This window comes from Rhodobacter sp. Har01 (assembly GCF_020564565.1).
Classification (GTDB): domain Bacteria; phylum Pseudomonadota; class Alphaproteobacteria; order Rhodobacterales; family Rhodobacteraceae; genus Pseudogemmobacter.
Window position 1 is genome coordinate 153,816 of record NZ_JAJCTD010000003.1, and the last position, 21,616, is coordinate 175,431.

The following is a 21,616-nucleotide window of genomic DNA, read 5'->3' on the forward strand; positions in this document are numbered from 1 at the left end:
AGACCGCGTTTCGCCCGCGACCGGATCGCGCCGCCCGCGCGGCCGGCACCGCCCGTCACCGTCACGCAGGGCGGTGGGCGGCGGCCGCCGTCATTCGTCGGTGCCGACCATCACATCCGTGGCCTTGACCACGGCATAGGCCTTTTCGCCAACCTTGAGGCCCAGTTCCTCGACCGCCTCGTTGGTGATCGCGGCGGTCACCAGGATGCCGCCGACGTCGATCCGGACGTGGCTTGTGACGGCTCCCGAGGTGATCCAGACCACGGTTCCCGGCAAGACATTCCTGGCGCTGAGTTTCATGGCGACGGTCCTCGTATGATATGTTCGAAGGAAAATATCGGATGATGTCGAAGAGACGTCCAGCCGACCCCGCCACGCCCCGTGGCAAAGGCGTTCCGGCGATGAAAATCCGACGCCCGGCGCCCGGAAAATGATCGGCTTGACCGGAAATCAGGCCGGCAGATGCTGCCCGGCCAGGTCCACCACCGCCTGCAGGGGCAGATCGACGACGGTGATTCCCAGTTCCTCGGTGAACCGCTGTTCCATCCGGGTCAGCGGCGCCTGCACCACGGCAACATGACCCGGGGCCGAGCGCTTGGCGATCTGGCGGGCAAAGGTGCGCAGCATCTGGTCGTCGAAGCGGGTGCCAAGGAACAGGAATGGCCGGCCGGTGCGGCGGTTCTGCACCTCGTCCGGGATCGGGGTCTGGATGTCGATCTCGGTCAGCACCTCGACATAGTCGCTGTCCGAAACCAGCACGTCCGACCCCGGCCGCACCATGCCGTGCGGCTTGTAGATCAGCGTCCGCCATGCCGGATCGGCGGCCGCGACCGGGGCGCCGGTGGCATCGTGGACGGCGGTCCAGACTTCGGCGGCGATGCGCTGGCGGCTGATCGCCTGAACCCAGCCCCAATCTGCCCCGTCAAAGGCGCGGATCAGGGCGTCGTCATACCAGGCGTCCACGATCAGCGGCGGGCGCACGGCGGCCAGCCAGCGCTGCAGCGGGTTCGGCGGCGGGCCGTCCGAGAAGGCACGGCGCATGATCGCGTCCAGCGTGGCGCGGAAGCGGCGGCTTTCCACGAATTGCGCCGCCGACCACAGGTTCCCGCTGACCCGCCGGGGCACCCGCACCTCGGCCTCGATCCTTGCACAAAGCTCGGCGGGGGTCGCGGGCAGCCCGCCCCCCGACAGCGCGGCCACGCCCGGCCCCAGCCAGGGCACGCGGGCGCCGCGCGCGACCTCGTCCAGCGCCCTGGCAAGACCGGCGTTCATCCGTCCTCTCCGGTGGACAGCCGGCGGGCCTCGACGGTGACCGGCAGGGTCGGCGGGGGGTCATAGGCCGGCATCTCGAACAGCCAGCCGTTCGACAGCCGCGCCCAGCCGCCCCAGAGGCCGGGCTTTTCGGTCTCGACGATCATCTCCTCAAGGTCCTTCTTGGCCACATAGGCCTCAAGCCCCTTTGCGGTCTGGCGGATCATCACTTTCATGGCCGGGTCTCCGGGTCTGGGCGGGAAAAGGGTGTCAGCTCGCGTTCGCGCATGCCGACGATGCTGGCGCGGACGGGGTATTCGACCGCGTAGATCCAGAACTGCTGCAGGAAGGTGCCGATGTCGCGGACATAGCCCACGTCGCCCTTGTGCACGACGATGTCGCCGATCTCATGCCCCCACATGGTGCCGTCGTTGCGCACGGTCTTGCGCGAGACCACCTTGTCGCCGGGGCTGAACGCCGGGTCGCGCCAGACCTCGATCTCTTCATCGGCTTGCATCGCGGTCCTCCGGTGCGGCCAGCCGCTCGGCGGCGGTCTGGCGGATGATATCTTCGGCGTCGTCCAGCAGGCGGCGCAGGATGTCCGGCCCGGCAGCTTCGGCCACGGCGTGGCGGACGCGGATGTCGGGATCGGCCACGAAGGGGCCGGGGCGGCGGCGGGCGGCCCTGCGGCGGACCTGCGGGTCGGGGTCCAGGACAAAACGGTCAAGGCTGGCTTCGGCGATGCGGTCGGCGACAGCGCCGCGCACCTCGGGGTCGGGGTCGGACTGCAAGAGCGGCAGCAGCCCCGGCTCGGCCCGACGCGCCACCACCGCCCGCACGGCGGAATCGGCGTCCTGCACCAGCGGGGAAAGATCGCCGGGCGGCAGGCGATGGGCCACCGCGATGCGGACGCCGCGGTCGGGGTCGCGCATCAGGCCGCGGGACTGCGCGGCGGGCAGCCGCAACAGCGCCATCGACCTTACGGCAGGATCAGGGTCTTGCAGCAGGGGCGGCAGGCGGAACAGCGTGGCCACCTGTGCGGCGTTCATCCGGGTCTCGAAATAAGGCGACGACAGGCAATCATCGGCCAGTTCGGGGTTCAGCACGAAGAACCGCCGGATGCGCGGGGCATAGCGGTCCTGCAGGCAGGCCCAGGCCGGGCCGCACTGGCCCTGCCCCAGCAGGGCGCGGTGGTCGCAGGCGCCACAGTCCAGCGGCTGCCCCTGCCAGTCGACCGGGGCCGGGCCCTCGGGCATGGGCTCAGGCCGGAACGCAGGTGTTCGGCACCGGGCAGACGGCGGCGCATTGCGGCTTGGGGAACTGGTCCTTGCATTCGGTGCACAGCGCCGCGTCGATGATGTAGGTCTCGCCCTTGAACTTGACGGCGGCGTTCGGGCATTCGAACTCGCAGGCGCCGCAGACGGTGCATTGCGACTTGATGATCTTGAGGGCCATGGGAATTCCTTTCGTGGCTCAGGCAGTCAGGGCAGCGGGCAGGGCGCGGCGGTCGCGGTAGACCGCGGCCACTGCTGGCTCGATGTAGTCATGGGCATGGGCGTCGATCGCCTCGATCCCGGCGGCGGCAAGGGCTTCGCGGGGGCAGTCGCCGATGCGGGCGCACAGCACCACCGGCACGCCTTCAAGGGTGCGGATCACCCGGGCAAGGCGTTCGTCATCGCCGGCGCCGTCGGTGCAGTAGTTGTCGGCCCGCCGGTGGGTGACGAAGCGGACGCCCTTGGCATCGACCTCATAGATCTTGAACTCGGTCGCGTGGCCGAAGTGCTGGTTGATCCGGCCGCCACCTTGCGTGCAGACCGCCACCAGAAGCGGGGTTTCCTGCGGCGCGACCTGCGCTGCCGTCGCTTGCACCGCCTGCGACACGGCGGCGCGGCGGTCCTCGCGTTCCTGCGCCACCCAGTCGCGCCAGGCTTCACGGGCGGCGGGGTCGTAGTCCACCGTCTCGGGCAGCTTGTCCAGGGTGAACTCCTGCCCGCGATCCTCACCCAAGAGGCCCACGGCATCAGCCCGGCACTGGCGGCAATGCCGCATCAGGTTCGCGCCGCCTTCGCAATCGTCCTGCAAGGCCTTCAACTCGGCCGCGGTCGGGCCGCGCTGGCCGGTCAGGCCGAAATGCGTGCCATGCGCCGGGTCGGAAATCAGCGGCATGATGTTGTGCAGGAAGGCGCCGCGGCGCTTGACCTCGCGGTTCACCTCGCGCAGGTGGGCGTCGTTGATGCCCGGGATCATCACCGAGTTCACCTTGACCAGGATGCCCCGCGCCACCAGCATGTCCAAGGACAGCATCTGGCGTTCGTGCAGCACGCGGGCGGCCTCGATCCCCGTCAGGCGCTGGTGGTCGTGAAAGATCCAGGGATAGATCTTCGCGCCGATCTCCGGGTCGATCATGTTGATGGTCAGGGTGACGTGGTCGATGTTCATCTCGACCAGTTCGTCGATGTGGTCGGGCAGCGCCAGGCCGTTGGACGAGAGGCACAGCTTGATGTCGGGAATCTGCGCGACGACCTGGCGGAAGGTCTCGCGGGTCTTGCGCCAGTCATAGGCCGCATCCCCCGGCCCGGCGATGCCCAGCACGGAAAGCTGCGGCACCTCGTTGGCCACGGCGATCACCTTGCGCGCCGCCTGGTCCGGGGTCAGCCGTTCGCTGACCACGCCGGGGCGGCTTTCGTTCGAGCAGTCATACTTGCGGTTGCAGTAGTTGCACTGGATGTTGCAGGCCGGCGCCACCGCCACATGCATCCGGGCAAAGTAGTGGTGCGCCTCTTCGGAATAGCAGGGGTGGTCCTTGACCCGCGCCCAGATGGCCGGGTCCATGTCGGCCGGACCTTCCGACGACCCGCAGGAGGTGGACGCGCAGCCGGTCATCGACTGGCTGAGGTCATCGCGCGAGACGACCTTGAGCGATCCCAGTGTCACCAGGTTAGCCGCCATGATCGCCCCCTATTGCTGCAGTTGCAGCATTTCCACAGCAAGGAACGTGCCAGATCGGAAAGGGACGAAAACCGGGGCTTTGGCAGGCCTGCCGCGACAGGCCGCGCGACTTTGTCGGGAAGCCGACAACGGCAGGCTCACAGCTTCTGAACCTCGATGCCATGCTTTTTCAGCGCATAGGCGATCTGGCGCGGGGTCATGCCCAGAATGCGCGCGGCCTTGGCCTGCACCCAGCCGGCCTGGGTCATCGCCGCCATCAGCTCGTCGCGCTCCATGTCGGCGGTCTTGCGGCGGCTGTCGGCGGGCGCGGATGCGGGCGCGGATGTGGGCGCTGGGGCGAACATGGGCGCCGGTGCGGGTTCAGGCACCGGCGGGGCGTAACGGGCCACCGGCTCGGACTGCGCCACCAGCCCGGAGGCCAGCCCGCCAATCGGCGAGGCGTCGGACTTCTGCAGCCGCCACAGGTCGGCCGAGAGGCAGGCGCCCTGCTGGCAGGCCAGCACGTCCAGCCCGATCACATCGCCGCTGGACAAGGCCGCCGCACGGTTCACGCAGTTCTCCAACTCGCGCACGTTGCCGGGGAACTTGCAGCGGCACAGCGTGTCAAAGGCGTTGCGGGCAAAGCTGAGCTTTGCGCCGTTCTCGCGGTTGAAGCGGTCAAGGAAGACCTGCGCCAGCGGCTGGATGTCGCCGGGCCGCGCCCGCAGCGGCGGCAGCAGGATCGGCACCACGCAGATGCGGAAGTAGAGGTCGGCGCGGAACTTGCCGCTGGCGACAGCCTCTTCCAGATCGCGGTTGGTGGCGGTGACCAGGCGGAAATCGACCTTGATCGTCCTGGTGCCGCCGACCCGCTCGAACTCGCCCTCTTGCAGCACGCGCAACAGCTTGGCCTGGAAGGCGTGGCTGATCTCGCCGATCTCGTCCAGGAACAAGGTGCCGCCGTCGGCCAGCTCGAACCGGCCCTTCTTCAGGCCCATGGCCCCGGTAAAGGCGCCCTTCTCATGGCCAAACAGTTCGCTTTCCAGCAAGGTTTCGCTCAGCGCCGCGCAGTTCACCCGGACAAAGGGCTTGTCGCGGCGGTCTGACAGGGTGTGGATGGCGCGGGCGAACAACTCTTTCCCGGTGCCGCTTTCGCCGCGCAAGAGGATGGCCGCGCGGGTTGGGCCGACCTTGCGGATGCGGGCGGTGACCTCGGAAATCGCCGGGCTGTCGCCGATGATGCCGTCGATGCTGACCGGCTTGGAAGGGGCCACTTCTGAGGCCATCGCCAGCGCCCGGCGCGATTCCTCCAGCACCCGCTCACGGTCGCGCGCGACCATGCGGCGGAAGCGCAGCGATTGCTCCAGCAAGGCCGAGACCATGGTCAGGACCGAGATGTCGCGGTCCCACCAGCCGGCGCCGTCATCGTCGGCCAGCCGATAGGCGCAAAGGACGCCGATCACCAGGTGGCTGCGGGCGTTCTCGCGCAGCGGCACGGCGATCAGCCGCACGGATTGCCCTTTCAGCGCCGGCGGCACGGAATCGGTGCCGAACTCCTCGCCCAGATCCCAGGTCGAGATCGGCACGCCGGTGCGGAACACCATCTGCGCCACCGGCTCGGGCAGGTAGTCGCCGTTCGGGCCGCGCTGCGACAGGCCCAGGCTGGTGGCGACCACCGCCCAGGGGTTGCGCGCGCCCGAGGTGATCGGGCGATCGGGTTCCACCAGCAGCGCCAGCGAGCCGTGGCACAGGCCCAGGAACGAGTTGAGGATGTTCAGCACCCCCGGCAGCGCGGCGATCGGGTCGGGGGTGCTGGTCAGCACCTTGGCCACCTCGAACACGGCGTTCAGGACCAGATGTTCCTTGCGGGCCGCCTTGACGGCTGCACGGGCCTGCGGGACGTGGGGGCGGGCGTCATCGTTCATCGGGGTCTCGGCTTTGGGCAGGCAGGGGAAAGGGTGCGACCCGCCTTGGATACAAGTCTAGCAGAACGGTCCAGACCCGGGCGCATTTCCACTGCCCGCGCAGGCCCGGTCGCGCGACTTCGCCGCAGTGCAGCAAGAGGGAATCCGCGCATCTGCCGCTTTCCTGCGCAACCTTGGGCAGAGCGCCCGATTGCTGGTCAGACTGCGAACATCGAGCGGGCCCGGGGGACGAATCATCCCGATAACCGCGATGCAGCTTAGCCTGCCGTCTCCAGCGTCTTGCGCCGCCGCTGAAACGATCCGGCGATGCCCAGCACCAGCCGGTATTTCGCCACCGTGCGGCGGGCCAGCGTCAGGTCGGCCTTGCGGGCCAGCGTCACGATGGCATCGTCCGACAGTGGCGCGTCGGGGTCTTCCTCGGCGATGACGCGGCGGACAAAGGCGCGGGCGCGGTCCTGCGACACGCCTTCTTCGCCGCCGGTCAGGGCACGGCTGAAGAAGGCGCGCAGCGGCAGCGCGCCCCTTGGCGTGTCGATCATCCGCCCCGCCGTGGCCCGGCTGATGGTTGAAGGGTGCAACTCCAACTCGGCGGCGATGTCGTCCAGCGTCAGCGGGGCCAGGCAGCCCGGACCCTGGTCCAGAAACTCGGCCTGACGGGCCACCAGCACGGCGGCGGTTCGCAGCAGCGTGGCGTTGCGCCGCTCCAGCGCCTGCGCCAGCGCGCGGGCTTCGGCCAAGGCCTTGCGGCGGAAGGCGGCGGCCGCGGGGTCGCGCGGGCCTTCCGGCAGGCGGTCGGGCAGCACCTGAATGGCGAAGGCGGCGGATCGGTGCAGCGTCACCTGCCAGCCGTTGCCATCGCGGGCCGCCACCAGATCGGGCGGAAAGATCGGTTCGGGATCAAAGGCATAGGCAAGGCCCGGCTTGGGGTCATAGGCGCGCAATTGGCGCGCGATCAGCGGAATGTCGGCCGGCTCGCAGTCGCACAGATCGGCCAGTTCGCGTAGCCGGCCCTCGGCCAGCAGCGGCAGATGGGCCAGCAGGGTTTCCATCTCCCAGGTCAGCGCGCCCGCTTCGCGGGCCTGCAGGGCCAGGCATTCCTCCAGCGAGCGGGCGAACAGGCCGGTGGGTTCCAGCCCCTGCAGGCGGGCCAGCAGCGCTTCGGCCTGCGGCAGGGTCAGCCCGGCCTCGGCGGCGATCCGGGGCAGCGGCGGGCCAAGCCAGCCGGTCGGCTCCAGCCCTTGGGCAAACACCAGCGCGGCCCGGTGATCGGCGGGGTCGGCAAAGGCCATGTCGATCTGCGTCAGCACATGGCCGATCAGGCTGGGCCTGTCGGCGGCCAGCGCCGCCGCGGCGTCGAAGTCGGCCACGCGGCCGCGCGGCACCGGCGGGGTGTAGCGAATGGCGGGGTTCGCTTCGGCCAGGCTGGCGATGTGCTCGGCCAGGTCCACCGCCGGCATCGACAGGATGGCGAGCGACGAGCGCATCTCGGCGCCCATCACCCGGACCTGTCGCTGCGCCGCAGATTGGACCAGTTCCATCAGCATGTCCCCAGCAGGCCCCCGCGCCGGTTCGCGGTCAAGCCGCCCGCCTCAGCCGAACTTGAACAGGATGCCGTAGCCGCCGCGCGGGTAGGACCATTCGATTTCGCCCGTCGCCTGGCAGACGATCCGGCAGGTGCCGCATTCCATGCAGCCGTCGGCGGCGACCTGCACCCGGCCGTTTTCGTCGGTCGAGTAGCACCCCGCCGGGCAGATGCGCGTCAGCGTCTTCAACTGCGGGCTGTCCTCGGCCTGGTGGTGAATCTTCACATGCGGGCGGCCTTCGTCGACCATGTAGCGGTTCTGGTAAAGCCGCTCCTCCATCCGGGCCGGCTTGTCGGGGGTCTTCGTCATCTCCAGGCCCTCGCCAGTTTGAACATGTCGGTGGCCACGGCCCACCACGAGCCGCGGCTTTTCTTCACGATGCCCAGCATCTCTCGTTCCTTGTCGCGCTTGGCCACGCCATCGACGCGGAACAGCGTCTGCAGGGCCGAACTCAGCGCCTTGGGATAGGCCCCGAACAGCGCATCGCGGTTCCGCTCCAGCGTGCCCGGCAGGTGGCGGTATTTCTTCATGTCCTTCATCACGAAGCTGTCGGCCAGCGCATCGCGATACAGCTTCAGCGCCGCCTCGGTGATCGGCACATCCGCCTTGCGCAGCGCGATGATCGCCTCGGCCGCCATCCGGCCGGTGGTCATCGCCAGGTTCGACCCCTCGCGATGCACCGCGTTCACGAACTGCCCGGCATCGCCGACGATCACCCAGCCGTCGCCGGTCAGCTTCGGGATGGCGTTGTAGCCGCCTTCGGGGATCAGGTGGGCGACGTATTCCTTCATCTCGCTGCCGCGCAGCAGCGGCGCGACCGAGGGGTGGCGCTTGAACCGGTCCAGCAATTCATAGGGCGCCATGCCGGTCTCGGCATAGTCCGACACCAGGCAGCCGACCCCGATCGAGATGGATTCCTTGTTGGTATACAGGAACCCGGTGCCGACCATGCCCGAGGTGACCGAGCCCAGCACCTCGATGACCACCCCGTCTTCCTCGCCGTTCAGGTTGAAGCGTTCGCGCACCTTTTCCTCGGTCAGGAAGTGGGTTTCCTTCACCGCCAGCGCGACATGGTTGGTCTTCAGTTCCGGCCGCAGGCCGGCGCGCTGGGCGACCAGGCCGTTCACGCCCTCGGCCAGCACCACCACCTTGGCGAAGATCGGCCCGCCCTCGCGGTCGGTCTGGATGCCGATCACCGCGCCGGCCTCGTTGCGCACCAGCCCGGTGACGGTGGTTTCGGTGATGACCAGCGCCCCCGCCTCGCGCACCTTCTTGGAAAACCACTTGTCGAACTGCGCCCGCAGGATGGTGTAGCGGTTGGGCCGCTCCTCGTTGAAATCGTCGCTGCGATAGTGGCTGCCGGTGTGGGCGCGGTCGTCCAGCACCCAGATGCGCTGTTCCACGACGTGGCGCTCCAAGGGTGCGTCGTCGCGGAAATCGGGGATGATCTTTTCCAGCGCGTCGGCATACAGGATCGCGCCCTGCACGTTCTTCGACCCCGGATATTCGCCGCGGTCGATCTGCAGCACCGAAAGCCCCGCCTTGGCCATGGTGTAGCTGGCGGCGTTGCCCGACGGGCCTGCGCCGACGACGATGGCGTCGAAATGCTCGGACATCACGCTTCCTCCAGGATGCGGGTTTCGCGGCCAAGGCGCTTGGCGAAGGCCTCGGTCAGGGCGGGCAGAACCTGCAGCGCATCGGCCACCACGCCCAGATGGGCGAATTCAAAGATCTTGGCCTGCGGGTCGGTGTTGATGGCGATGATCAGGTCGGCGCCTTCCACCCCGACGCGATGCTGGATCGCGCCCGAGATGCCGGCGGCGATGTAAAGCCGCGGCCGGATGGTCTTGCCGGTCTGGCCGATCTGCCGCTCGGACGGCATCCAGCCCTTTTGGATGACCGGGCGCGAGCAGCCGTATTCGCCGCCCAGCACCGCGGCCAGGTCACGGACCAGCTTGAAGTTGGCCGCGCTCTGCAACCCCATGCCGCCGGCGACGACGATGTCGGCATAGGCGAGGTTGACGTCATTGGTGGTGGCATCGGCGACGAATTCCAGCACCTTGGTGATGACGTCGTCCTCCGCCACCCCCAGCGTGTACCAGACACTGCGGCCACTGGGGCGCTTCATGTCCGGCTCGGGCATCGCCATGACGCGGGGCCGCACGGTGGCCATTTGCGGCCGGAAGTTCAGGGTGTGGATGGTGCACAGAAGCGTGCCGCCAAAGGTGGGGCGGGTGGCCGCCAGTGACATCTCGTGGTCGATTTCCAGCTCGGTCGCATCGGCGGTCAGGCCGGTCTTCAGCGTGGTGGCAACCGATCCCGCCAGGTCGCGGCCCAGCGTGGTGGCGCCCAGGAGCAGGATTTCCGGCTTGTAGGCGTTGACTAGCCCAGTCAGCGCGCTGGTGTAGGGCTCATTGCGGTAATCGGCCAGCACCTTGTCCTTGCAGATGTAGCATATGTCGGCGCCATAGGCCCAGGTCATGCGGATGGCGGTGCGGGTCGCCTCGTCCTTTTGCCCCAGCACCACGGCGCAGAGGTCCACCCCCAGCTTGTCGGCCAGCTTGCGGCCTTCGCCCATCAGCTCCCAGCTGACGGGATGGACCTCGCCGCGTTCCAGCTCGATGAAGACCCAGACGTTGCGGTAATCGCGGAAATGCTCGGGCAGTTCCTTGCGCATTCCGGCGCGGCCGGCGGCGGGTGCGGCGGGTTCGGACATCTCAGGCCCCTTTCCGGGCGGTCAGGTCCGCCTCGAGCTTCGGGTTGCGGGCGAACAGCAGGTCAAGCACGGCCTCGGCCACCTGGGCCGGGCGCTTGGCCTCGGTCGTCACCATCTCGGCCGGCTCCGACCGCGGCGACGGCGCGAAAACCTTTTTCACCACGGTGGGCGATCCGCGCAGCCCGCACATCATCGGGTTGGTGACGCCGGCCTGTTCGGCCGACCAGACGGTGACATTCGCCCGGGCCGCGCGCAGCATGTCGTGGATCGAGCCGCGGCGCAGGTCGTTGATGCCTTCCATCACGGTGATCAGGCAAGGCAGCTTCGATTGCAGAACCTGCACCCCGCCCTCGGCCCGGCGCCGCACGACGATCTCGCGCCGCGCCAGATCAAGCGAGTCGATGGCGGCGACATAGGTCAGCTGGTTCAGCCCCAGCCGCCGCGCGATCCCCGGACCGACCTGGGCGGTATCGCCGTCGATGGTCTGCTTGCCGGTGAAGACCACATCGACCGGCCGCTCTTGCCCGATGGTCGTCAGCGCGGTGGACAGCGCGAACGAGGTGGCCAGCGTGTCCGACCCGGCAAACCGCCGGTCGGTGATCAGCACCGCCTTGTCGGCCCCCAGCGACAGCGCCCGGCGCAGCGCGTCCTCGGCCATCGGCGGGCCCATGCACAGGGCCGTCACCTGCCCGCCGTACTGGTCGCGCAGGCGCAAAGCCTCTTCCAGGGCGAACAGGTCGTAGGGGTTGATGATGGTGGGCACGCCCTGCCGCATGATGGTGTTGGTCACCGGATGCACCCGGATCTGCGCGCTGTCGGGCACCTGCTTGAGGCAGACCACGATGTTCAGGCCCTTGAAACTGTCGGGCGCGGGGTTTCCGGTCAGGTCGTCGCTCATTTCGCATCCTCCGCCAGGCGCAGGGAGTTCAGCCCTACGAGCCGTTTCGCCTTCTGGTCGGCAAAGACCTTGAACACCCCCACCAGCCGCGGCGCGGTGCCGGTGAAATCCTCTTGCGCGCGGGCCAGGCAGTCGCGCAGCGCGGCGCGGGTGGCCTCGGCGTCCAGCCCGCTCAGATCAGCGGTGTCGAGGTAGGCGCCGAAGCGCTTCATGATGTGCAGCCGGGCCACGTTCAGGGTCTGCGCGTCGAACGCCAGACCCAGGAAGGCAAAGATCTCCTCGGCCGAGGACAGGCCGGACAGTTCGTCCAGCACCCGTGAGGCATCAGTCATGGCGGGGCTCCTCGGTCAGGGCCAGAAGGCCGGTCAGGTCGGCGCCGGTGGCGGGGCGCTTTTCGCGGATGGCAAAGGCGCGCAGATGCGGTTGCAGGCGGCGCGCGGTGGCCTCATCCGCCGGCAGTCCGCTGTCGGCCAGCGCCGCCCGCAGGCCCGCTAGGCCCGAATGCTTGCCGACCACCAGTTCCCGGCTGCGGCCAAAGCGGCCGGGGGCGCTGCGCGGGTCTTCATAGGTATCGGCACGCTTGAGGATGGCATCGACATGGATGCCCGCCTCGTGGGCAAAGACCATGCCGCCGACGATGGGCTTGGCCGCCGGCAAGGGACGCCCCGAGGCCTTGGCGACCAGCGTCGACAGGGCCGAGAGGCGCGGCAGGGCGATGCCGGTGTCGATCCCCCGCGCCTCAAGCGCCGCAGTGACCTCTTCCAGCGCGGCATTCCCGGCGCGTTCGCCCAGGCCGTTGACGGTGACCGACAGGTGCGTCGCCCCCGCCCGCCAGGCGGCCAGCGTGTTTGCCGTGGCCATGCCGAAATCGTTGTGGGCGTGGAACTCGACCGGCAGGCCGATGCGCGGCAGCAAAGTGCGCAGCAGCGCGCCGGTCTCGGTCGGGTCCAGCAGGCCCAGGGTATCGGCCAGCCGCAGCCGGATCGCACCGGCGCCGCGCGCGACCTGCGCCAGCGCCACGATGAATTCCGGGTCGCCCCGGCTGGCATCCTCGGCGCCGACGGAAACCCGCATCCCCTCGGCCGTGGCAGCCGTCACCAGACGCGCCGTCGCGTCCAGCACCTCGGTCCGTGTCAGCCGCAGCTTGCCCAGAATCTGCCGGTCCGATACCGGCACCGCGATGTGAACGCGCCGCACGCCGGTCTGCCGGGCCAGCGCCAGATCGCCCGCCCGCAGCCGGCACCAGACCACCGGCCGCGCGCGACTCAGGTCGGCCGCAAGAGTGCGGATGTCGGCCACTTCCTCGGCCCCCATCGCCACCACGCCCAGCTCCATTTCGGGCACGCCGGCGGCATCCAGCGCCCGGGCGATGGCGCGCTTTTCCTCCAGCGAGAAGGCAACGCCCGCCGTCTGCTCACCATCGCGCAGCGTGGTGTCGCACAGGATCGCGGGGTGGCGCGGCAGGTCAGCCTGCATGGGCCGCCTCCCGCGCCGGGGCCGCAACGGGCGCCGGGCCGCGCAGATCGGCCAGGATGCCGGGCAGAACCTCGATCACCCGGGCGATTTCGGCCTCGGTCGTCTCGGCCGAGAGCGAGAAGCGGACCACCCCATGCGCGACGGTGAAATGAATTTTCATCGCCCGCACCACGTGGCTTGGCTCGACCGCCCCCGAGGAACAGGCCGACCCGGTGGAAACCGCAATCCCCAGGGCGTTCAGCCTGGCCTGGATCGCCTCGCCCTGGACCAGATCGAAGGCAAGGGCCGAGGTGTTGGGCAACCGGTCGCCCAGATCGCCCAGGCGCGTCACGCCGCCAATGCGGGCCAGCACCCCGGTCTCAAGCCGGTCGCGCAGGGCCGCAATCCGCGGCGTCTGCGCCAGCGCCGCTAGCGCCAGATCGGCCGCAACGCCCGCGCCGACGATGCCCGGCAGGTTCTCGGTTCCTGCCCGCCGCCCGCGTTCCTGCTTGCCGCCGCGCAAGAGCGACCGGAACGGCGTGCCCTTGCGGACATAGAGCGCGCCCACGCCCTTGGGCCCGTGAAACTTGTGCGCCGACAGCGACAACAGGTCGACCGAAGTCTCCGAGACCCGCAGCGGCAGCTTGCCCGCCGCCTGCACCGCATCGGAATGGAACAGTGCCCCCACCCCATGCGCCAGTTCGGCCAGGCCATCCACCGGGAACACCGTCCCGGTCTCGTTGTTGGCCCACATCAGGCTGACCAGCGCCACCCGCTCGCTCAGGGCGGCGCGATAGGCGTCCAGGTCCAGCCGCCCCTCGCCATCCACCGCAATACGGTGGACCTTGATGCCCTCGAACCGCTCCAGCGCGTCGCACATCGACAGCACCGAGGGGTGTTCGACGGTAGAAACGACAACCTCGGTCCGCCCCGGCTGCACCGCCAGGGCAGACCGGATTGCGGTGGCATTCGCCTCGGTCCCGCCCGAGGTGAAGACGATCTCATGGTCCTGCGCGGCACCCACCAGCGCCTGCACCGACCGCCGCGCCTGCCGCAGCGCAGCAGCGGCTTCGGACCCGACGCCATGCGCCGACGAGGGGTTGCCGTAGTGCGTGGTGAAGAAGGGCAGCATCGCCGTCACCGCCAGCGGCGCGGTCCGGGTGGTGGCGTTGTTGTCCAGGTAGATCATCGCGCCACCGGCACGCAGCGGACCGGGCGGCCGAGGGCCGAGGTCATCCGCGCCGACAGCCCGCCCAGCGTCAGCCCGGCGATCTGGCAGCCGGCGCAGGCGCCGGTCATCCTGACCAGCACGCGGATGCCCTGGATATCCACCAGTTCCACGTCGCCGCCGTCGGCGATCAGCCGGGGGCGCATCTCCTCGATCACGGCGGCGGCCAGGGCCATCTCGGCGGCCGAGCCCACGGGGACGGCAGGCCGGGCCACCGCGGCGGGCAGGCTGATCTGCACCGGAGCGCCGCTGCGCCGCGCCCGCATCGCCGGCGGCTGGCGCGACAGGTCCGGCGGAAGGTAGACCTCGTCCGCGGCCAGCAGCCCTTCGGTCGCCATGGCCGCGGTGACGCGGGCCAGCACGCCTTGCAGGCGGCCGGTACAGTCGGGGCAATCCTCTGCGGCCCCCAGTGCGCGACGCAGGGCCGCCAGCGTGGTCAGCCGGTCGTCACGGATGGCCGCCTCGGCGCGGGCCGCATCCAGGCCGCAGGCGCAGGCGGCCAGCAGGTCGGACACGGCGGGATCATGGATCGACATCGCCGCGCCCCTTCAGCAGAACGACTTGCCGCAGCCGCAGGCGGCCTTGGCATTGGGGTTGTCGAAAACGAAGCCCGCGCCTTCCAGCCCGTCGACGAAATCGACGGTGGCACCGGTCAGATGCGCGCCGCTGTCCGGGTCGATCAGCACGGTAACGTCGCCGAAGGCCACCACCGCGTCATCCGGCTGGGCCTCAAGCTCAAGCGCCATGCCGTATTTCAGCCCCGCGCAACCGCCCGACTGCACCATCAGCCGCAGGCCCGCCACCTGCTGCCCGGCGCCCTGAATGGCCTTGCGGATGGCGCTGCGGGCGGGTTCGGTCAGGGCGATCATCTTGCGGCCTCCTGTCGGACGGGATGGGTCTGTCTGGGGTTCAGCAAGAAACGTGCCAGGCCATGCAGGCGAAGGATTCCAAGGAGTTGCAGGGTGACCAGCCCGGATGGCGCGACAATGGCGGGTTTCCGACAGCGACACTGAAAGGGGGGGCGTCTACTCGGGCGCGAAGCACGATGCCCATTCCGGGCAGTCGTCGCAAATGGGCGACAGGCACAGCGACAGCCCGTCATCCAGGCAGACCTGGCGATAGAGGAACTTCTTCCAACGCATGTTGCGGGTGTTGGCGGCGGCCAGCCCCGGCAGGTGCCGCGCGATCAGCGCCGTCAGGGCGGGCCGGTCGCACAGGCCCAGGTCTTCCCACAGATGCCGCGGTTCCAGCGCGCGGCGGGCGATGATCGCCGCCAGCGCGCGGGCGGTGGCGTCGCTGCGCCCGGCCCGCCAAAGGATCAGCGTCACCACCGCCTCCTGCTCGGGCAGCGGCGGCGGGGCGACCTCGGTCAGGTCGGGCAGCGCCAGCCCCGGCGCCCAGGCATCGCGCAGCGCCGCGATCCCGGGGCCGTCCAGGCCCAAGAGCGCCGGCAGACTGCCCTTGCCTGCCGCCCGTTCGGCCAAAGCATGGGCCAGGATGTCGCCAAAGTCGCGGCGGCTTAGGGCCGCAGTGTCTTCGGCTGCGGCGTCAAGCGGGGGCATGGCTCTGGCAGCCCGAGGGGCAGACCCGCGCGCAGGCGCCGCAGCCGATGCAGGCGCCTGCGGCCTCCAGCACCATGACCTTCTTGATGACCTCCTCGTCGTCCTCGTCGGCATCGACCAGATCGCCGTCCTCGGTCAGCCCGCGCAGGCCCATCACGCCGCGGCCGCAGACCTTGTAGCAGCGTCCGCAGCCGATGCATTTCTCCGGGTCGATGGCGACCAGGAATTCCGGCACCCACTCGGCGCCCCCGCGCGTCAGCCCCGTCATCGGCATCTCGCTGCCCCTTTCATTCCGCGGCCTGCTTGGCCCGTTTCAGTTCCTTGCGCGCCGCGTCCAGGTCGGCAAAGACCTGGAACGTCGCCGCCGCCACCTCGGGGATCTTCTGCCAGTCGGTCGGCAGCTCCTCGGCCAGATCGTGCAGGTTCATCTTCGCCGTGGTCGACCGCAGCGACAGCTTCTTCACCCGCTCCTCAAGCTCCGCCATCGTCATCACGCCCTCGCCGCCTCGGGGAATTGCTCGATCAGCGCCACCGCCTCGGCGACCAGCTTGTCGCCCGCCTCGGCCAGCTTGGCCCAGGTCGGAAAGCCCCAGCGATGCACGTCGCGCAGGTGGCGCGACATCACCACCAGCCGCCCGGCGATCAGCACCACGCGGCCAAAGCCCTCGTGGTGGAACTTGTCCATCTGGCCGGCCATGACGCCGGTGCGCTTCTCGATCATCAGCCCCACCGCGTCGTGGAACTTGGACAGCCGCCACAGCACCTCGGGTTCGGGGTCGCACATCATCGGGATCAGGCGGCGTTCCTCCGGCGTCACGATGAACTCGGCCAGCAGGTCGGCATCGGTCTTGGCGTCCCATTGGCCGTGGCCATCCTCGGCCCGGATCACCGCCACCAGTTGCCTCAGGAACGCGCTGTCGGGCATCACGCCGCCGCGCGGTTCGGTCAGGGCGTCCGGTTGGGTCATGCCAGGTCCTCGTCGTCCACGGTGAAATCGGGGCGCGCGGTCATGCCCAGCGCCTTGCGCAGGAACGGCGGCGGAGTGCCGTTCAGCATCACCCGCACCTGCTCCAGCACCGCCGCGATCGGCTCGGGGTCTTTCCGCTTGATCGGATGCACCCCGGCCTTGACCACCCGCGCCGCCGACGGCCCGCCGATGGCCAGCGCAAAGACCAGCGCGCAGCCTTCCAGCGCGGCGATCTTGGGGGCGATGCGGTCGTCCTGGTCGTCATGCCTGCCCGCGCCGGCGGTAAAGCTGTCGAACTCATGCGCCGCCAGAAAGCGGGCGCCGGTCCGCGTCACCTCATAGACCGCGAACTTGCGGGCTGATCCGAAGTGGGCGTTCAGGTTTTCCATATCGTCGGTGGCGATGGCGATACGCAGCGGCTTTTCGGCCGTTGGCGGGGCGGCATCAACCAGCCGCAGCGTGCGGGACATGCTCGAACTCCTGGGGGATCGGGGCCGCGCCGAAATCGGCGGGCCGGGCGGCGTGGGGAAGGGATTGGACGGTGTTGGCGATCTCGGTGAGGAAGGCGCGGGAGCCGCGATAGCCGACGCGAAGGGTGTCCTGCGCGCCGATGCGGTCGAAGATCGGGAAGCCCGCGCGGACCAGGGGCAGGTGCAGGCGGTCGGCGGCCTGGCGGCCGTGGGAATGGGTGATCAGGATTTGGGCGCCCTTGGCGGCGGCGTCGCGTTCCAGATCGCCCAGGTCGCCGACGATGACCTCGGCGGCCGGGACATCGGCCAATTCGGGCCGGTCCGAGGTGGTGACGGCGGTGACGATTTCGGCGCCCATGGCGGTGAGGGCGGTGGAGAGGGACAGGAGCAGGTCGGGGTCGGCGCCGAGGGCGACCCTGAGGCCGCCGGTGAAGAAATGCGCGTCAAGCTGCGCGTCCATCAGCCGGGCGCGGTCGCGCTTGAGGCTGGGGGGGGCGTCGGTGCCCGAGAGCTCCATCAGGGTGCGGATGAAGGCATCGGTGGGCTTGAGGCCGGTGACGCCGGAGAACACCCGCCAGGGCACGAAGGCGCGGTCCTCGATCAGCTTCGCGGCCGGGCGCATCGATTCCCCGATGGCGAGCGTGAAGGCGCTGCGGGGGATGCGGGCGATTTCCTCCAGCGTGGTGCCGCCGAGCGAAGTGCCGCGCCAGTCTTCCGCCAGGTGGCCGTCGAGCGAACGGGAAAGGTCCGGCAGCACGATGGGATTGAGGCCGAAGAGGCGGATCAGCCGCACCAGTTCCTCGACATCCGCCACGGTCAGCGCGCTGCCGCAGAGCAGGTTCACCTGCCGCAGGTCGGGGTCGCGGTAGATCGGGTCGGTCTCAGGCACCAGGGCGGCGATGATCGCCTCGACCGCCCGCGCCCAGCCGTCCTCAAGGCCGCCGGCGAAATCGGGGGTGGCGGCGTAGACGATGGCGGTATCGGCGAAATCCTTGCGGCGGGCCTTCATGGCGCGCAACTCGCCGGCGACGTCTTCGCCGCGGGTCTCGGTCAGCGCGGTCGAGGCGATGCCGATGAACCGGGGATTGGCGCGCTTCTTCAGGTTGCCGATGGCCTCCTCGATCTGCTCGGCCCCGCCCAGGATGGCCGAGATCTCGTTCATCGCGGTGGTCTGCAGAGGGATGGCTTCCTTGAAGTGCCGCACCATGTGGACCATAGCGAATGCCGTGCAGCCCTGCGCGCCGTGAAACAGCGGGATGGCCCCCTCGATGCCCAGATAGGCCATGGCCGCGCCCAGGGGGGCCGAGGATTTCAGCGGGTTGGTGGACAGCGCCCGCTTGGGGTGGGTGATGCGGGCCATGCTAGCAATCCTCGAAATCGGCGGGGTCCGAGGGCGCAAGCACTGGCATCAGCCCATGCGCCACCGGGCAGCGGCTGGCGGTCAGCGGCGGCAGCACGGTGGGCGAGACCAGCGGCGTGTCCCAGGGTGCGGGCGCGCGCAGGTCGGCCCACATCGGGTTGTTCACCGACCGGTCGATGGCCCGGACCAGATCGACCATGCCGACATACCCGGCATAGGGTTCATGCTTTTCCTGGTTCACGTCGACCCAGGGCACGCGGGCCTTCAGCGCCACGAACTGGCTGCGGCCGCCCGACATCAGCACATCGGCGCCGCTGTCACGCAGCAGGGCATACATCTCGCGCGGGGCCATGTTGTCGAACATGTGCGCGTCGGTCTGCATGATCTCGCGGATGCGGTCCTTGTCGGCCTCTGTCGCCTTGCGGGTCGAGGTGCCGACCACCTCCATCCCCAGTTCCTGCAGCGCCGAGACGACGGACCAGCTCTTGTGCCCGCCGGTGTAAAGCAGCACCCGCTTGCCTGCGACGCGGGGCCGGAAGGGTTCCAGCGCGGCGCGGGCCTTGGCCTCTTCCTCGGCCACCAAGGCCTCACAGCGGGGGATCAGGTCGGCGGGGGCGCCGCGGTCGACCAGCATCCGGCACATGGTGCGCAGCGCGTCGGAGGTATCCGAAATGCCGTAGAACGAGCCTTCGAAGAACGGGATGCCGTGGCGTTCCTCCAACCCCCGCGCCAGGTTGATGAGGGCCTGCGAGCAGACCAGCATCGTCACCCGCGCCCGGTGCGCCATGGCGACCTGGGCGTAGCGGGCGTCGCCAGTGATGGCGCCGAGGATGCGGATGCCAAGGCGGTCCAAGAGCGGCTTGACCTGCCACAACTCCCCCGACAGGTTGAAATCGCCGATGATGTTCACGTCCAGCGGCGACGGCGCTTCCGGCTCCACCGTGCCGATCACATGGTCCAGCAGCACCTGCCCGGCCAGCTTGTTGCCAAGGTTCTTCGACCCCACGAAGCCCGGCACGTTGACCGGGATGCAGGGGGTGCCAAGGTTCTCCGTCGCCGCCTTGCAGACCGCCTCGATGTCGTCGCCGATCAGGGCGGTGACGCAGGTCGCATAGACGAAGACCGCCGGCGGCTGTTCGGCCGCGATCACCTCGCGGATGGCGCGATAGAGCTTCTTCTCGCCATGGCCCATGACGATGTCCAGCTCGGAAAGGTCGGTGGTGAAGCCGCTGCGATAGAGTGTCGGCCCCGAGGAGGCCGAGCCGCGGTTGTCCCAGCCGTTGCCCCAACAGGCCAGCGGCGCATGCACCAGATGCGCCACGTCGACGATCGGTTGCAGGGTGATCATCGCGCCGTCGAAGGCACAGCCGCCCGCCGCCGCGCCGGGGGTCAGCGGCTTGGTGCAACCCTTCTTCCGCTCGGCCTCCGGCTTGGCGGTGTTCACGCCGCAGGCCGGTTCGTTCATCACGGCGGCAATGGTGGCTTTCAGGCTGTCGGCCATGGCGTCCTCGTGGTTCATCCGGATACAGCAAGGATCGTGCCAGGTTCCTTGCGGCCCCAAAGGCGCGGTTTTGTCGGACACCCGACAGGGCAATGGCGGAAATGAAACCGGCGACCCCCGGGTGGGGGCCGCCGGTCAGGCACGCTTGGGGACAGGGAAACCCTAGCGCGTCAGGTCGAACGAGATGTCTTCGCCGGAATTGCCGCTGTCGCCGTCCAGCTTGTCGAAGATGGCGTCCAAGAGCTTGACCAGCACGTTCAGCCCGCCCTGGTAGCCCCAGGTGGGGAAGCGGTGGTGGTGGTGGCGGTCGAAGATCGGGAAGGTCAGCCGCACCAGCGGCACGCCCAGGTCGCGTTGCAGGTATTTGCCGTAGGACGACCCGATCAGCATGTCCACCGGCTCGGTCGCCATCAGCGACCGCAGGTGCCACAGGTCCTTGCCCGGCCAGGCCTTGGCCCCGGCGCCAAAGGGCGAGGTGGCGAACAGCGCCTGCATCTTTTCCGCCCAGGCCTTGCTGCCGTTGGTGGCCAGGCAATGCTTCGGCTCGGCGCCCACTTCCAGCAGGAAGCGGGCCATGGCGTAGACGAAGTCCGGGTCGCCGAAGAGCGCGAACGACTTGCCGTGCAGATAGGCCTGGCTGTCGGCCATCGCATCGACCAGACGGCCACGTTCCAGCTTCAGGCTGGCGGGGATCGCCTTGCCGGTCAGCGCGCTGATCTTCATCAAGAGCTCATCAGTGGCCTGCACGCCCATCGGATAGTGGAAGGACGCCACGTCCTGCCCCTTGCCGGCGATGTAGTCCAGCGTCTTGGGGCTACAGTATTCCTGCATCGACAGCGTCGCCCTGGCGTTCAGCGCGGCCTTCGCCTCATCCAGCCCGGTGCCGCCGGCATACATCCGGAACTCGCCGTCCGACGGGGTGTCGTAGACCTCGGACACATCGCCCAGCACGGTGGCGGAAACGCCCATCAGCCCCAGCATCCGCTTCAATTCGCGGTTGTTGCCCACGGCATAGCCGTCAAAGCCCGGAATGATGTTCAGGCCCTCGCCTGCCACCCGCTCCTGCCCTTCCCAGAACTGGGTCAGGATACCCTTCTGCATGTTGTCGTAGCCATCGACATGGCTGCCCACGAACGAAGGCGTATGGGCGAAGGGCACCGGATAATCGGCCTCGACCGAGCCCTTTTCCTTGGCCTGACGGATGAAGGAATTCAGGTCGTCTCCGATGACTTCCGCCATGCAGGTGGTGGAAACCGCGATCATCTTCGGGTCATACAGCGCCTTGGTGTTGGCCAGGCCTTCGACCATGTTGTTCAGCCCGCCGAACACCGCCGCATCTTCGGTCATCGACGAGGACACCGCCGAGGACGGTTCCTTGAAGTGCCGCGACAGGTGGCTGCGGAAATAGGCGACGCAACCCTGGCTGCCGTGGACGAAGGGCATGGTGCCTTCATAGCCTTGGGCCACGAAGACCGCGCCCAGCGGCTGGCAGGCCTTGGCCGGGTTGATGGTCAGCGCCTCGCGGGCAAAGTTCTTTTCGCGGTAGTCCCAGGATTTGGTCCAGTCGCCGATCTCGGTCACCTTGGCGGTGGCGTGGCCGCATTCGAACTGGACGCGTTTGTTCTCCAGCATTTCCTGATATTCGGGCTCGCGGAACAGCGGGCCGTGGTCCAGCACCTTGTCTGCCGATTGGGGCATGGTCGGGGTCCTTCTGTGGGCCGTCCGCATTCCGGGACGCGCCTTGAGGGGAGGGGGGGGCGGGCCACGTGGGC

General features: G+C 69.0%; 26 protein-coding genes. All 26 read right to left on the reverse strand.

Annotation, left to right across the window (positions count from 1 at the left end; all coding sequences use genetic code 11):
- Positions 1 to 90: 90 nt before the first annotated feature.
- Complete coding sequence (locus LHP98_RS09205; protein ID WP_227252239.1) at positions 91 to 300, reverse strand: TOBE domain-containing protein; 210 nt, start codon at positions 298 to 300, stop codon at positions 91 to 93.
- Between the two features lie 150 nt (positions 301 to 450).
- Positions 451 to 1,272 (reverse strand): SIR2 family NAD-dependent protein deacylase, encoded by an 822-nt coding sequence (locus LHP98_RS09210; protein WP_227252240.1) that lies wholly within the window; start codon positions 1,270 to 1,272, stop codon positions 451 to 453.
- Positions 1,269 to 1,487, reverse strand: a complete 219-nt coding sequence (gene nifT, locus LHP98_RS09215) for a putative nitrogen fixation protein NifT (protein WP_227252241.1) — start codon at positions 1,485 to 1,487, stop codon at positions 1,269 to 1,271. The genes LHP98_RS09210 and nifT overlap by 4 nt, the downstream gene beginning before the upstream one ends.
- Positions 1,484 to 1,768 (reverse strand): nitrogen fixation protein NifZ, encoded by a 285-nt coding sequence (locus tag LHP98_RS09220; RefSeq protein ID WP_227252242.1) that lies wholly within the window; start codon positions 1,766 to 1,768, stop codon positions 1,484 to 1,486. The genes nifT and LHP98_RS09220 overlap by 4 nt, the downstream gene beginning before the upstream one ends.
- On the reverse strand, positions 1,755 to 2,507 hold the full coding sequence (locus LHP98_RS09225; RefSeq protein WP_227252243.1) for a 4Fe4S-binding leucine-rich repeat protein: 753 nt from the start codon (positions 2,505 to 2,507) through the stop codon (positions 1,755 to 1,757). Before LHP98_RS09225 ends, LHP98_RS09220 begins: the two co-directional genes overlap by 14 nt.
- A gap of 4 nt (positions 2,508 to 2,511) precedes the next feature.
- The gene (locus LHP98_RS09230; protein WP_227252244.1) at positions 2,512 to 2,706 is read right to left on the reverse strand and encodes a 4Fe-4S binding protein; all 195 of its coding nucleotides are present in this window, start codon (positions 2,704 to 2,706) and stop codon (positions 2,512 to 2,514) included.
- 18 nt (positions 2,707 to 2,724) lie between these two features.
- Positions 2,725 to 4,200, reverse strand: a complete 1,476-nt coding sequence (gene nifB, locus LHP98_RS09235; RefSeq protein WP_227252245.1) for a nitrogenase cofactor biosynthesis protein NifB — start codon at positions 4,198 to 4,200, stop codon at positions 2,725 to 2,727.
- A gap of 137 nt (positions 4,201 to 4,337) precedes the next feature.
- Positions 4,338 to 6,104, reverse strand: a complete 1,767-nt coding sequence (gene nifA / locus LHP98_RS09240) for a nif-specific transcriptional activator NifA (RefSeq protein ID WP_227252246.1) — start codon at positions 6,102 to 6,104, stop codon at positions 4,338 to 4,340.
- A 257-nt stretch (positions 6,105 to 6,361) separates the two neighbouring features.
- Positions 6,362 to 7,642, reverse strand: coding sequence for an RNA polymerase factor sigma-54 (gene rpoN / locus LHP98_RS09245; protein WP_227252247.1), 1,281 nt, complete (start codon positions 7,640 to 7,642; stop codon positions 6,362 to 6,364).
- Positions 7,643 to 7,693: 51 nt separating this feature from the next.
- Positions 7,694 to 7,996, reverse strand: coding sequence for a ferredoxin family protein (locus tag LHP98_RS09250; RefSeq protein ID WP_227252248.1), 303 nt, complete (start codon positions 7,994 to 7,996; stop codon positions 7,694 to 7,696).
- Complete coding sequence (locus LHP98_RS09255; protein ID WP_227252249.1) at positions 7,993 to 9,303, reverse strand: FAD-dependent oxidoreductase; 1,311 nt, start codon at positions 9,301 to 9,303, stop codon at positions 7,993 to 7,995. The genes LHP98_RS09250 and LHP98_RS09255 overlap by 4 nt, the downstream gene beginning before the upstream one ends.
- Positions 9,303 to 10,403: an electron transfer flavoprotein subunit alpha/FixB family protein gene (locus LHP98_RS09260; RefSeq protein ID WP_227252250.1), complete on the reverse strand. Its 1,101-nt coding sequence runs from the start codon at positions 10,401 to 10,403 to the stop codon at positions 9,303 to 9,305. Before LHP98_RS09260 ends, LHP98_RS09255 begins: the two co-directional genes overlap by 1 nt.
- A 1-nt stretch (position 10,404) precedes the next feature.
- Positions 10,405 to 11,301 (reverse strand): electron transfer flavoprotein subunit beta/FixA family protein, encoded by an 897-nt coding sequence (locus LHP98_RS09265; protein WP_227252251.1) that lies wholly within the window; start codon positions 11,299 to 11,301, stop codon positions 10,405 to 10,407.
- Complete coding sequence (locus LHP98_RS09270) at positions 11,298 to 11,633, reverse strand: nitrogenase-stabilizing/protective protein NifW (protein ID WP_227252252.1); 336 nt, start codon at positions 11,631 to 11,633, stop codon at positions 11,298 to 11,300. Before LHP98_RS09270 ends, LHP98_RS09265 begins: the two co-directional genes overlap by 4 nt.
- The gene (nifV, locus tag LHP98_RS09275) at positions 11,626 to 12,777 is read right to left on the reverse strand and encodes a homocitrate synthase (protein ID WP_227252253.1); all 1,152 of its coding nucleotides are present in this window, start codon (positions 12,775 to 12,777) and stop codon (positions 11,626 to 11,628) included. The genes LHP98_RS09270 and nifV overlap by 8 nt, the downstream gene beginning before the upstream one ends.
- The gene (locus tag LHP98_RS09280; protein ID WP_227252254.1) at positions 12,767 to 13,945 is read right to left on the reverse strand and encodes an aminotransferase class V-fold PLP-dependent enzyme; all 1,179 of its coding nucleotides are present in this window, start codon (positions 13,943 to 13,945) and stop codon (positions 12,767 to 12,769) included. The genes nifV and LHP98_RS09280 overlap by 11 nt, the downstream gene beginning before the upstream one ends.
- Entirely contained in the window at positions 13,942 to 14,520 is a 579-nt protein-coding gene (locus LHP98_RS09285) for a NifU family protein (RefSeq protein ID WP_227252255.1), read from the reverse strand. The genes LHP98_RS09280 and LHP98_RS09285 overlap by 4 nt, the downstream gene beginning before the upstream one ends.
- Positions 14,521 to 14,532: 12 nt before the next feature.
- On the reverse strand, positions 14,533 to 14,853 hold the full coding sequence (locus tag LHP98_RS09290; protein ID WP_227252256.1) for an iron-sulfur cluster assembly accessory protein: 321 nt from the start codon (positions 14,851 to 14,853) through the stop codon (positions 14,533 to 14,535).
- Between the two features lie 156 nt (positions 14,854 to 15,009).
- Positions 15,010 to 15,546: a nitrogen fixation protein NifQ gene (locus tag LHP98_RS09295; RefSeq protein ID WP_227252257.1), complete on the reverse strand. Its 537-nt coding sequence runs from the start codon at positions 15,544 to 15,546 to the stop codon at positions 15,010 to 15,012.
- A complete protein-coding gene (gene fdxB / locus LHP98_RS09300; protein WP_227252258.1) occupies positions 15,533 to 15,820 on the reverse strand; it encodes a ferredoxin III, nif-specific in 288 nt (95 codons plus the stop codon). The genes LHP98_RS09295 and fdxB overlap by 14 nt, the downstream gene beginning before the upstream one ends.
- Before the next feature lie 13 nt (positions 15,821 to 15,833).
- Entirely contained in the window at positions 15,834 to 16,031 is a 198-nt protein-coding gene (locus LHP98_RS09305) for a CCE_0567 family metalloprotein (RefSeq protein WP_227252259.1), read from the reverse strand.
- 5 nt (positions 16,032 to 16,036) lie between these two features.
- Positions 16,037 to 16,513, reverse strand: coding sequence for a NifX-associated nitrogen fixation protein (locus tag LHP98_RS09310; protein ID WP_227252260.1), 477 nt, complete (start codon positions 16,511 to 16,513; stop codon positions 16,037 to 16,039).
- Positions 16,510 to 16,983 (reverse strand): nitrogen fixation protein NifX, encoded by a 474-nt coding sequence (gene nifX / locus LHP98_RS09315; protein ID WP_227252261.1) that lies wholly within the window; start codon positions 16,981 to 16,983, stop codon positions 16,510 to 16,512. Before nifX ends, LHP98_RS09310 begins: the two co-directional genes overlap by 4 nt.
- Positions 16,958 to 18,343 (reverse strand): nitrogenase iron-molybdenum cofactor biosynthesis protein NifN, encoded by a 1,386-nt coding sequence (gene nifN / locus LHP98_RS09320; protein WP_227252262.1) that lies wholly within the window; start codon positions 18,341 to 18,343, stop codon positions 16,958 to 16,960. Before nifN ends, nifX begins: the two co-directional genes overlap by 26 nt.
- A gap of 1 nt (position 18,344) precedes the next feature.
- A complete protein-coding gene (nifE, locus tag LHP98_RS09325) occupies positions 18,345 to 19,844 on the reverse strand; it encodes a nitrogenase iron-molybdenum cofactor biosynthesis protein NifE (protein WP_319638934.1) in 1,500 nt (499 codons plus the stop codon).
- A 162-nt stretch (positions 19,845 to 20,006) separates the two neighbouring features.
- Entirely contained in the window at positions 20,007 to 21,542 is a 1,536-nt protein-coding gene (gene nifK / locus LHP98_RS09330) for a nitrogenase molybdenum-iron protein subunit beta (protein ID WP_227252264.1), read from the reverse strand.
- Positions 21,543 to 21,616: the final 74 nt, after the last annotated feature.